Origin of the sequence: Gillisella terrae (assembly GCF_004801395.1) — a bacterium.
GTDB lineage: Bacteria > Pseudomonadota > Alphaproteobacteria > Rhizobiales > Rhizobiaceae > Allorhizobium > Allorhizobium terrae.
In genome coordinates, this window is sequence record NZ_SSOA01000005.1 from 209,378 (window position 1) to 220,891 (window position 11,514).

11 protein-coding genes are annotated in these 11,514 nt (G+C 56.1%); 7 read left to right on the forward strand and 4 right to left on the reverse strand.

Annotated elements, in window-relative coordinates; genetic code table 11:
• Positions 1 to 2 precede the first annotated feature (2 nt).
• Complete coding sequence (locus tag E6C51_RS12395) at positions 3 to 953, reverse strand: LysR family transcriptional regulator (RefSeq protein ID WP_190236201.1); 951 nt, start codon at positions 951 to 953, stop codon at positions 3 to 5.
• 157 nt (positions 954 to 1,110) lie between these two features.
• Between E6C51_RS12395 and E6C51_RS12400 the strand changes: the two genes are divergently transcribed.
• From E6C51_RS12400 to catA, 3 genes are all read left to right on the forward strand, one after another.
• Positions 1,111 to 2,292 (forward strand): muconate/chloromuconate family cycloisomerase, encoded by a 1,182-nt coding sequence (locus E6C51_RS12400; protein ID WP_190236171.1) that lies wholly within the window; start codon positions 1,111 to 1,113, stop codon positions 2,290 to 2,292.
• A gap of 137 nt (positions 2,293 to 2,429) precedes the next feature.
• Entirely contained in the window at positions 2,430 to 2,720 is a 291-nt protein-coding gene (catC, locus tag E6C51_RS12405) for a muconolactone Delta-isomerase (RefSeq protein WP_190236172.1), read from the forward strand.
• 67 nt (positions 2,721 to 2,787) lie between these two features.
• Entirely contained in the window at positions 2,788 to 3,726 is a 939-nt protein-coding gene (catA, locus tag E6C51_RS12410) for a catechol 1,2-dioxygenase (RefSeq protein ID WP_190236173.1), read from the forward strand.
• Between the two features lie 58 nt (positions 3,727 to 3,784).
• On the opposite strand, the gene E6C51_RS12415 is transcribed toward catA, so the two are convergent.
• The 3 genes from E6C51_RS12415 to E6C51_RS12425 all read right to left on the reverse strand — a co-directional run bounded on the left by E6C51_RS12415 (position 3,785) and on the right by E6C51_RS12425 (position 7,339).
• Positions 3,785 to 5,104 (reverse strand): hemolysin family protein, encoded by a 1,320-nt coding sequence (locus tag E6C51_RS12415; protein ID WP_190236174.1) that lies wholly within the window; start codon positions 5,102 to 5,104, stop codon positions 3,785 to 3,787.
• Between the two features lie 214 nt (positions 5,105 to 5,318).
• Complete coding sequence (locus tag E6C51_RS12420) at positions 5,319 to 6,683, reverse strand: sensor histidine kinase (protein WP_190236175.1); 1,365 nt, start codon at positions 6,681 to 6,683, stop codon at positions 5,319 to 5,321.
• Positions 6,680 to 7,339, reverse strand: a complete 660-nt coding sequence (locus E6C51_RS12425) for a response regulator transcription factor (protein WP_190236176.1) — start codon at positions 7,337 to 7,339, stop codon at positions 6,680 to 6,682. Before E6C51_RS12425 ends, E6C51_RS12420 begins: the two co-directional genes overlap by 4 nt.
• Positions 7,340 to 7,526: 187 nt before the next feature.
• Here E6C51_RS12425 and E6C51_RS12430 point away from each other — a divergent pair, with 187 nt between their 5' ends.
• The 4 genes from E6C51_RS12430 (at position 7,527) to E6C51_RS12445 (ending at position 11,504) form a co-directional block, all read left to right on the forward strand.
• Positions 7,527 to 7,808, forward strand: coding sequence for a PepSY domain-containing protein (locus E6C51_RS12430; protein WP_190236177.1), 282 nt, complete (start codon positions 7,527 to 7,529; stop codon positions 7,806 to 7,808).
• A gap of 92 nt (positions 7,809 to 7,900) precedes the next feature.
• Positions 7,901 to 8,386 carry a DUF2271 domain-containing protein gene (locus E6C51_RS12435; RefSeq protein WP_190236178.1) on the forward strand — a complete coding sequence of 162 codons (486 nt, stop codon included), beginning with the start codon at positions 7,901 to 7,903 and terminating at the stop codon, positions 8,384 to 8,386.
• Between the two features lie 18 nt (positions 8,387 to 8,404).
• Positions 8,405 to 10,603: a PepSY domain-containing protein gene (locus E6C51_RS12440; protein ID WP_190236179.1), complete on the forward strand. Its 2,199-nt coding sequence runs from the start codon at positions 8,405 to 8,407 to the stop codon at positions 10,601 to 10,603.
• Positions 10,584 to 11,504, forward strand: a complete 921-nt coding sequence (locus E6C51_RS12445) for an FAD:protein FMN transferase (RefSeq protein WP_190236180.1) — start codon at positions 10,584 to 10,586, stop codon at positions 11,502 to 11,504. Before E6C51_RS12440 ends, E6C51_RS12445 begins: the two co-directional genes overlap by 20 nt.
• Positions 11,505 to 11,514: the final 10 nt, after the last annotated feature.

Below are 11,514 nucleotides of genomic sequence, written 5' to 3' on the forward strand. Positions count from 1 at the left end.
GGTCAACGGTTTTTGGCGCATTGAAACGCCTCATGGATATAATTGTGGTTGAGGTCCAGCCAGGGCGGGTTTTCGGCATACATTTCACCAATCAACTGTTTGACAAGCTCAATGTAGCGCGAATTGTCGCTGATGCGGTGATTGAGGATCACCGGCGAGGTCATGTCTTTTCCTTCCAGCAATCGGTAATGCACATCTGAACGCATCTGGCGGGCTGTTGCCGGTATAATGCAGATACCCGCCTCTGCCGCAACCAGCCCCAAGGCTGTCTGGATTTCGCGCACCTCCTGCACCTCGGCAGGACGTGCGTCGTGGCTGTGCAACAGACCAAGGACATGATCAGCATAACCAGGGCGCGGCTCTTTGGGATAGACAATAATTTTGCAGCCATTGAGCGCTGTGGGCTGCAAAGGTCCGGTCTCTTGCGCAAGCGGGGTGCCCTTCGGAATGGCAGCCATCAGGCGCTCATCGCGCAGCAGGACATCGGCAATGTTGGGATCACGATGGGGCACACGACCAAAGCCGATATCAATGCGTCCTTCTTTCAGGGCCGGGATTTGCTGCACGGACACCAGTTCCAGCAATTGAATATCCAGCTCCGGCGCATGGTGGCGCAGTTTTCGCACCAAGGACGGCAAGCCGCCATAGAGCGTGGAGGCCACAAAGCCGATGGAAAAAACGCTGTTTTGATTGAGGCCAACGCGCCGCGTTGCCGCCTGCATCTGTTCCACGCGCCCCAGAATTTGCAAGGATTGCTCAAAAAACAGCTTTCCCGCCTCCGTCAGCCGCACCGGGCGGCTTTTGCGAATAATCAAAGCGACGCCCAATTTTTCTTCCAGCAACTGGATCTGGCGGCTGAGAGGCGGTTGGGCGATATGCAGCATCTGGGCGGCGCGGGTGAAATTGCGCTCCCTTGCCACGGCCACAAAATAACGAAGCTGGCGTAAGTCCATCATGTGTCCCCTCCTCAAGCCTTCCTATCAAAAATGATTGGATTGCTTGCTATGTATGCCGATAGTAGAGCATTTTCATGTCTATCATACCAAATAGGTATTATTATAGACGCGAATGATATTGGACGAGCATGTGTCTCGGTCGTAACGTCTCCTCATGAACACGATCTCGCTCACCCCTGCTCTCGACACTTCCGCTTTTCCCGTTGTTGAACGGGTTGAAACCATGCTTGTCGATCTTCCGACCATTCGGCCCCATAAATTGTCGGTGGCCACCATGAATGGCCAGACGTTAATGCTGGTCAAAATCCATTGCAGCGACGGAGTTGTCGGTATTGGTGAAGGCACTACCATTGGCGGGTTGGCCTATGGCGGCGAAAGCCCCGAGGGGATGAAGCTTGCCATTGATACCTATTTTCAACCCCTGATGCTGGGGCAGGATGCCACGGCGGTGCGGGCGCTGATGCTGCGCATTGGCAAAATGGTCAAGGAAAACCGCTTTGCCAAATGCGCCGTGGAAACGGCCCTGCTGGATGCCCATGGCAAGCGACTGGGGCTGCCTGTCAGCGCCTTGCTGGGCGGGCGGCTGCGCAGCCGTTTGCCCGTTGCCTGGACGCTGGCCTCTGGCGATACCGCCAAAGACATTGCTGAAGCCGAAAACATGCTGGATCTGCGGCGACACAGGATTTTCAAACTCAAGATCGGCGCAAAACCCCTGCTGGACGATATCAAGCATGTGGCCGCCATCAAACGGGCTTTGGGTGATCGAGCCGCTGTGCGGGTTGATGTCAACATGGCCTGGAGCGAAACCGAAGCGGCCTATGGTATGGCCGCGCTCTCTGATGCGGGCTGCGAATTGGTGGAGCAGCCGGTGGCATCTTCCGCAGCTCTTACCCGTCTTATGCGGCGCTTTCCCACCGCCTTGATGGCCGATGAATCGCTCCATGGTCCTGAGAGCGCGTTTGAGCTGGCAAAGCTTGGCGGTGCCGATGTGTTTGCCATCAAGATCGAGCAAAGCGGCGGTCTTTTCAATGCGCAGCGTGTGGCTGCTATTGCTGATGCCGCAGGCATTGGCCTCTATGGCGGCACGATGCTGGAAGGTGCCTTTGGCACCATTGCCTCGGCGCATGTGTTTTCGACCTTCAATCAGTTGCAATGGGGAACCGAGCTGTTTGGTCCGCTGCTTTTGACCGAAGAAATTCTCACAACGCCGCTGGATTATAGCGATTTTGAACTCACGGTCCCCAATGGACCGGGCCTTGGCATTGCGCTGGATGAAGAGCGGGTGGCGTTTTTTGTACGTGACGGTCTGCGCAAGACCATCAGTTTGGCCGAATAACAACAAAAGTCATTGAAAATGACTCTTGTTGTTCCTTTTGCAAATATCTCAAGCGTCTGATGCATTTGAGATATTTGCAATGTCCTCAAGGCGAGGATGCTCTCGCATCTTCGAGCCGTGATATTAGGAGTGTCATGATGCTGTTTCATGTAAGAATGGACGTTCACTTGCCCCATGACCTGCCACCAACGGAGGCAGCAGAGATTTTGGCGCGTGAAAAAGCCTATTCGCAAGAGCTGCAACACAGTGGCAAGTGGCGCCACATCTGGCGCCTTGCGGGCCAATACGCCAATTACAGCATTTTTGATGTGCGTGACAATGAAGAGTTGCACGCAATTCTCTCTGGTCTGCCGCTGTTTAAATTTATGGATATCGAGGTAGCCCCGCTGTTGCGGCACCCCTCTTCCATCCGCGACAGCGATGCCTGAAGGCCACAAGACCGTTCTGCGGAGAGTGGCACCCAATTTTTGAAAGATCCTGGAGGAGGATGAACACATGAATGTACAGATCTTTGATAGGCCCGATATTCAGGCTTTTCTCAAGACTTTGAGCGGGTTTGATAAAGAGGGCGGCAGCCCGCGCATGAAGGAAATTACCCACCGCATCGTCTCAGACCTGTTCAAGGCCATTGATGACTTGAATATCACACCGGATGAATATTGGACGGGTATTGCATGGCTGAATGAAATTGGTGCGACCAGTCAGGCAGGCCTGATCTCGCCCGGCCTTGGTCTCGACCACTTTATTGATGAGCGTCTGGATGCATCCGATGCTGCTCTCGGCATTGAAAATCCAACACCGCGTACCATTGAAGGCCCGCTTTATGTGGCGGGAGCACCGGTATGCAAAGGATTTGCCCGTCTGGATGATGGCACAGATGAAAACGGCCATCTGCTGATCATGCATGGCACCGTTTGGGGTGCCGATGGCAAGCCATTGCCCGGTGCGACCGTCGAAGTGTGGCATTGCGACACCCGTGGCTTCTACTCGCATTTTGACCCCACCGGCAAACAGGCCGATTTCAACATGCGGCGCACGATTATTGCCGACGAGAATGGCTGTTATAAATTCCAGAGCATTCTGCCAAGCGGCTATGGTGTGCCGCCGGGCAGCCCAACCGAGCGGCTGCTGTCGGCGCTTGGTCGCCATGGACAGCGCCCGGCTCACATCCATTTCTTTGTCAGCGCCGATGGCCATCGCAAGCTGACCACGCAGATCAATATTGAAGGCGATCCGCTGATAAATGACGACTTCGCCTATGCAACGCGAGATGGCTTGATTCCGCCAGTGATTGAGCGCACCGACGAGGCCAGCATCAAGGAAAATGGCCTGTCTGGCCCGTTTGCCGAAATCAAGTTCGACATTCATCTGACGTCACTGGTTGATGGTGTTGATAACCAGATTAATGAACAGCGCAAACGCGCAGCCGCCTGATAAAAACGGCTGGCGGCATATAGCCGCCAGCCGTTCTGATGCCAAAATCCGATTTTAATTACGCCATGCGCGTTGCCAGGATTTTATCAATCCTGCGGCCATCCAGATCGATGATCTCAAAGCGCCAGCCATCGAATTCAAAGATTTCACCTACCTCTGGCAAATGGCCCAATTGATGCAGCGCCAAGCCTGCAATGGTGTGAAAATCACTGTTCTCTGGTCGCTCCGTCAGCGCCAGCTTTTCAAAAGCATCGTAGGCTGGCATTTGCCCGTCAATCAACAGGGAGCCATCCTCCCGTTCTACGATCTGCGGGTGGTCATCATTGGCGGCGGAAAGATCACCGGCAATGGCTTCGAGAAGATCCGTTTTGGTCAAAATACCTTCAAGGCTTCCGTATTCGTCCACCACCATGGCGAGCCGTACCGGCGTTGTCTTGAAATTTTCCAAAACCTTGAACACCGAGGTTGATTCATGGATGACCAGGGGTTGCTGTAGCACCGAAAGAACATCAATCGGCACGCCATCAAGCACCTGATCCAGCAAATCCTTCTTCAAGACCATGCCGATTGCATCATCAATGCTGCCATGGGCCACCAGAAGCTGCTCATGCGGGCTCTCGCGCAAGCTGCGAAGGATGTCTTCAGGGCTGTCGTCGGCATCAATCCAGTCCACGTCCAGCCGTGGTGTCATAATGTCAGACACATCCCGGCTGCCAATGTTGAACACCCGCTCAACCAGATCTTTTTGCGCCTGCTCAAGCAGGCCTGCTTCCTGGCTCTCGGCAATCAGCAGTTTGATTTCGGCAGGCGAATGATGCGCGCCTTCGCCATTGCCAGGCTGAAGTCCGCAGAGGCGAATAACAGAATTGCCCATCGCGTTCAAAATGAGAATGGCTGGCCGCAGGATCATCAAAAACAGCCCCAGCGGTCGCACAACGGCGAGAGCCGTTCCTTCACTGCGCTGCAAAGCCAGACTTTTCGGCGCAAGCTCTCCGAGAACGATATGCAGAGCGGTGATGATGATGAACGAAATGGCCACCGCAAACGCATGTGATCCGGCAATTGCCCATGATCCGGGCAAAAAGGCCAGCAGAGGTTCAATCAAATGGGCCAGTGCAGGCTCGCCAACCCAGCCGAGCGCAAGCGATGAGATGGTGATGCCAAGCTGGGTGGCGGCCAGATTGGCATCCAGATTGTCAACAGCGCGTTGCAGGGCGCTGGCATTCATGCGGCCCTGGGAAACAAGTTCGGTAACACGGCTTTTGCGCACAGACACAAGGGCAAACTCGGCCGCAACAAAAAAGCCGTTGGCGGCAACCAGAAAAACAACCGCAAATATGCCAAGGCTATCAAAAAAACTACTTCCGGAGTCGGGCATAAATTCCTTTTAGGCGGGTTTCGCCATGATCTGTTGTCAGAAACTTTGGCCCACAGCATCGCGGGCCATAAAGGACGCACAAGGTTTGCTGTGGTCCTTTACTGCATAATTCCTTAAATCAGAATCGATTTAAGGAGAAAATTATGCAGCGGTAAAATCGTGGAACAATCTAGCGTGACCCATGGAAAATGCAAGCAAGCGCGAATAAACATCATCAGGCAAGCGGCAATGTCACCTGCACTTCCACGCCCTGAGGTTTCATGGGCCGGGGGGAAATGACATTGACCATCATGCTTGAGCGCTCGGTGATCGCCTTGATGATCGACAGGCCAAGCCCGCTGCCGCTGATTTTGGCACTGCCGCGCTCAAACCGCAGCATCAGCCTTTGCATCATATCCGCAGACAGAACCGGGCCGTCATTGATAACGCTGAGCAAACCGTTCGGCTGGAGTATTGCCTCGACCTGACAATCTTGCGCTCCGTGTTTTAAGGCATTTTCAATCAGATTGCGAAACAGAATGCCAACGGCGTCGGGGTCCAGCCTGGACATAACCGGCGCATCTGGCAGGCTCAAGACAATGCGGCCCTCACCCACCCGCGTGAAGTCCTGAACAATCATGGTGAGCACAGGTCTGAGATCGGAAGGCTCATCGCTTTGCAGGCGCCCACCTTCGGCGCGGGCAAGCTGCATCAGTTTCTCGGACATGCGCATCAATCGTTTGAGCGTATGGGTGATCTCGCCTGCCCGCTGGCTGGTCAACTCCTCTGCCGTTTCTGAACGGATACGTTGGGCCTGGGCAATGGCACCGGCCACCGGGGTGCGCAACTCATGAGCCGCATTGGCGGCAAAGTCCCGCTCGGCGGAAAAGGCTGCCTTCAACCGCGCGAGCAATTGGTTGATGCCCGCCGATATGGGCCGCAATTCACTGGGCAAATTATTGTCTGGCAGCGCTGAGAGATTTTGTGCTCCGCGAGCACTGAGCTCCTGTTGCAGCGCCCGCAACGGATATAATGAGCCACGGACGGCCATGAATATGGCCAGAAGGCTGACCGGGATCACCACAGCCAGCGGCAAAATCAGTCCCAGCAGCATTTTTCGCGACAGTTCCTTGCGGTGAGCCAAGGGCTCGGCCACGGCAATTGTCACATGTCCTTTCGTGCTTGCGTCGAAATATATCTGATGGCTATCGGTGCGAACAAAGCCGACAGCGGAAAACGGCGGAAAAATTGCCAAATCCGCGTCTTTTGAGGCAAGGATGACCTGGCCACGGTTATCGCGGATGATAAAGGTCACGTCATCGCCATAGCGGGCCTCACGGCCCTGGTGGGTTTCAATTTCATCACTGCCCGATCCGTCATCGTGTTCAACGAGATCACGAGTCTTATGGCCTTCGCGCAGATCATGCAGAGCGATGGGTAAAATGCGCTGGGCGGTCGATCTCAGGCCATCGTCAAACACGTCCTCCATCTCTGCCGTCAGCCGATGGGCGGTGATAGCCGCAGCCGCCAGCCACAGCACGGTGACTGAAAGCCCGATGGTGAGTGCCAGGCGCGCCTGCAGAGAAAAGCTCTTTTTCATGGTCTTCCCAGACGATAACCAAGGCCGCGTTCTGTCTCAATCACCTTCGCGCCGAGCTTTTTACGCAGACGGCTGACGTGAACCTCGATGGCGTTGCTTTCGATGTCGGTATCGAAAGAATAAAGCTTCTCCTCAAGCTGCGTCTTTGAGAGCAGCTGGTTCGGCCTTTGAAGAAAGGCCTCAAACAAAACCCATTCGCGCGCGGTCAAAATAACCGTCTTGCCGTTGAGGATAACGTGTCTGGCCGCCAGATCAATGCTCAGCGCGCCAAGCGTGATGATGGGGTTGGGGTTGCCGCTATAGCGGCGGGCGACAGAACCAATTCGGGCCGAAAGCTCCTCAAGATCAAAGGGTTTGACCATATAATCATCGGCACCGGCATTGAGGCCCGCGATCCGATCAGACACCTGATCAAGCGCGGTCAGGATGATCACAGGTGTCACATCGCCTCTGGCGCGCAAGGCTTTCAAAAAGGGAATGCCGAGGCCATCGGGCAACATGAGATCCAACAACACAAGCCCATAGCGCGTTGAGGCCAGCGCATCGGTTGCAAGGTCCAGCCGTGTCATCCAATCGACCGAATGACCATCGGCGGCGATCTGGTCGCGAATGGCCGCGCCTAACGCCGTGTCGTCCTCGATCAATAGCACGCGCATCCACGCCTCCCCTGGCTTACGCCCCAGTTTCAAGCTCAAGTCTCCAGCTCAAGTCTCAAGCTCTCGTCTCAAGCACTTGTTAGTCCTCTCATCAGCTTACCGGAAGCTGAAGCAATGTCGCAGCTTTTGTCAGGAGCCGGTCAGCTTTTACCACCATTGATAAAGCCAACATGGAGAGGAAACGACAATGAAAAGCAGCATTCTGCTCGCCCTGGCCGCCATGGCCGCCATGGCCGCCGCCCCTGTGCAGGCACGAGACGATTGCGATGTGCCGATCAATGATTGGCACACACGCGATGCGGTGCGCACCTTGGCAGAAACAAACGGCTGGGTGCTGCAACGGATCAAGATCGATGACGGTTGTTATGAAATCCATGGCACCGACAAGCAAGGAAGGCGCTTTGAGGCCAAGATTGATCCTGCAACGCTGACCATCATCCAGATCAAGCCCGATTACAAGCGTCGTTGATTTCAAAAAGCTTCAACGTAACACCCCCTGCAACCTCCGCAACAAGCCGCAATGGCGCACCAGATATTTCTAAAACTCTGAAGGATCATCCCATGAAATCTTTTCTTACACTTCTTGCCGTCACCACCGCTCTTACCTTGCCCTTCTTTACTGCCCCTCGTGCTGCCATGGCGGGGCAGGTGACCCTGAATACCTCAATGCGCAATTACGGTGGCAATGGCGCTTTCCTTGCCTATTACCTCACAGATGCCCAGGGCAAATATGCGGGCAGCGTGTGGATGGCCGGTGGCAAGGCCCGATATTACGAGCATCTCACCGGATGGTATCGGGCAACAGGTGGCGACACGCGCCAGATCGATGGCATCACCGGGGCAAGTGTTGGCTCCGGGCGCACACTCAAAGTTAGTCTCGATCTCGCCGATACCCTGTTTGATGCTGGCTATAAGCTGCACATCGATGCGGCGGCGGAAGATATGCGCGAGAGCCCCAACGAGATTGTTGTGCCGCTGACCACGGCCGGCTCCGGGCAAAAGACCAAGGGCACCCGCTACATCGCCGATTTCAGCTACACCCGTTAAGGCATAAGGACGTCCTTCATGATCCGCTTGCTCCACCGCTGGTTTGCTCTGCTGGCCACAGTGCTTCTCGTCACTCTTGCCGTCTCTGGTGTGGCACTATCCGTGTTTCCGACCATGGAAGCCCTCACCATTCCACCCGCCCAACAGATCACAGTTGCACAACTGGCGTCGCGGGTGCGAGACGCGGAACCGACCGTAGAGCAGATACGGCGCGCGCCCTCTGGCCGCATCACCGCCTATTATTTTGATGGGGATCAAGCGGCTTCCGCCGTGATTGATCCTGCAACGGGCAAACCCGTCGGCCCTGCCGATACCCCGGCTGTCGAGCGGTGGCTGATCAATTTCCACCGCGCGTTGTTTTTGGGCGATCAGGGCCGGATCATCACGGCGGTGGGTGCGGCAATCATGCTGCTGATGTCCATCTCCGGCCTCTTTCTTCTCGTGCGTCGGGCGGGCGGCTGGCGCTATGTGCTGCGGCCTGTCCGCGATCAAGGAAAGGGGCAGTTGCATTCGGTGATTGCGCGTGTCACGCTGCCAGGCCTGATCTTGTCCTCGCTGACCGCCCTTTGGATGGCGGCCGCTACCTTTGGCTACTTGCCGGAAGGTTCTGGTACGCAGCCCTTTCCGGCAACAGTGAGTGGTAAAACAGGCATTGCGCTTGATGCCATTTCGACCCTGCAAACAACACCAATCGATGAACTGCGGTCTCTCAACTTTCCCTCGGCCAATGATGCGACAGACGTATTCACACTGAAAACAACGGCGGGCCAAGGCTATCTTGACCAAGGCACGGGCGCGGTTTTGGCGTGGCGGGCGATGAGTTGGGTGGATCAAACCTCTGATCTGATCACCATGCTGCACACGGGTCAGGGCATGGCCTGGCTGGGCCTCCTCCTTGGGCTTTGCGCTTTTGGCGTGCCGTTTCTGGGATGGACCGGCATTGCAAGCTGGCTGTCCCGTCGCGGCCACGGCAAGGTTGCATCGGTGTCCGCCAGCGCTGCCGATACGATTGTGCTGGTTGCCTCGGAAACTGGCACCACGCGGGGCTTTGCAGCAACACTTCAATCTGCGCTGACATCAAACGGCCTTCATGTCCACGTCGGCAGCATGACCGGCTTTGAGCCTGCGCGCTGGCCAAAAGCAAAGCGGATCATTCTGCTGGCTGCCACCTACGGCGATGGTGCGGCGCCCGCATGTGCAAGCGGCTTTCTGGAGGTGTTTAAAGCCGTCCCACCCTGCCCCCATCTTTCACTCGCCGTGCTTGGATTTGGTGATCGCAGCTTTCCACACTTCTGCGGTTTCGCTGCGCAGATTGCCGAGATTGCCAAAACAAACGGCTGGGCAGAGCTTTTGCCTTTCGACACCATCGATCGGCAATCGCCACAGGATTTCAGCCGTTGGGGCCGCAATCTTGCAAAAGCCCTTGATCTTGATTTTGAACTCAACCACCAGCCCGCCACAGCCAAAACATGGTCTTTGACGCTGATCTCGCGGCGTGACTATGGCGCAAGCGTTCAAGCGATGACCGCGATTTTGCGCTTTGACCTGCCCAAAGCATCGCTGTGGCAAAGGTTGACCGGTCAGGGCTTTGCACCATTTGAGGCCGGTGATCTGGTCGGAATTGTGCCGCAAGGCTCGGATTTACCGCGATTTTACTCGCTTGCCTCCAGCTCCAAAGACGGGTTTCTTGAAATTTGTGTGCGCAAACATGCGGGCGGTCTGTGCTCTGGTCAATTGACAGCACTGGAACCTGGCGATGCCATCCCGGCTTTTGTGCGTCACAATCCGGCTTTTCGCCCGCTAAAAACCCGCAAACCTGTTATCCTTGTTGGGGCCGGAACAGGCATCGGGCCACTTGTCGGCTTTGCCCGTGCCAATGCAGCGCATCGGCCCATGCATCTTTATTTTGGTGCACGCCATCCCGGCAGCGATGCGCTTTACGCAGAAGAACTCTTGAACTGGAGCCAGGATGGACGGCTTGCCTCTGTCACCACCGCCTATTCGCGCGCACAAACACCGGCCTATGTGCAAGACAGCCTGCGCAAGGATGCGGCAAAACTGTGCAGCCTGATCAAAGCAGGCGGGCAGGTTCTCGTGTGCGGCGGCACAGATATGGCAGCTGGCGTGGCGGCAGCTCTCTCTGATATTCTCGCCGGTGACGGCATCCATCTTTCCACTTTGAAAGCGCAGGGCCGCTATGCAGAAGACGTTTACTGACCTTACCCGCCACGCGCTGAACGGTGCCACCATGGGCACCCGCTGGTCGGCGCTGTTTTATGGCCCGTCTGGTTTTGACCCTGCTCCGGTTCACACCGCGATGGCCAATGCCGTGACCGAGGTCGATCAGCAAATGTCGAGTTGGAAGCAAGACAGCGATCTCAATCGCCTGAATGCGGCACCCGTCGGCATCTGGGTTGAACTGCCGAAGCAGCTTATGACTGTGTTGGAGGCTGGTCTTGCGATTGGTCACGCCTCAGATGGTGCTTTTGATATTGGCATGGGCGATGCTGTCACCGCCTGGGGCTTTGGACCAAGACAAGCCGATGAGGCAAGGATCAAAGCCGCCCGACGTGAGCGCCGGTACCCGGCCTATGATATTCTTGAGCTTGACAGGGCGAAAAGCCGTGCGCGAAAGCATAGGGACGCCTGCTTTGACCTCAACGGCATTGCCAAGGGGTATGGTGTGGACAGATTGACCGAGATTGCCTTGCAACATGGCATTACGGCGGGACTTTTTGCCATTGACGGTGAGTTGAGGGCAATCGGTACCCAGCCCGATGGCTATGGCTGGACGATTGCCGTCGAAATGCCCGATTTAACGATGCGCGCACCGCACTCCATTCTCGAACTGCAAGATGCGGCTGTTGCGACCTCGGGTGATTATCGCCATTGGATTGAGGTGGCAGGCCGCCGCCTCTCCCACACCATCGATCCGCGCCGTGGTATGCCCCTCACACAGCCGCCTGCCTCGGTCACGGTCATCGCCCGCGATTGCATGAGCGCCGATGCATGGGCGACGGCCATGATGGTGCTGGGTGAAGAACGCGGTCTTGCGCTTGCCGAAAAGCTGGGCCTGTCTGCGCTGTTCTTACAGCATGACGCAGGATCTCTCCTGTGAAGCACGCCAG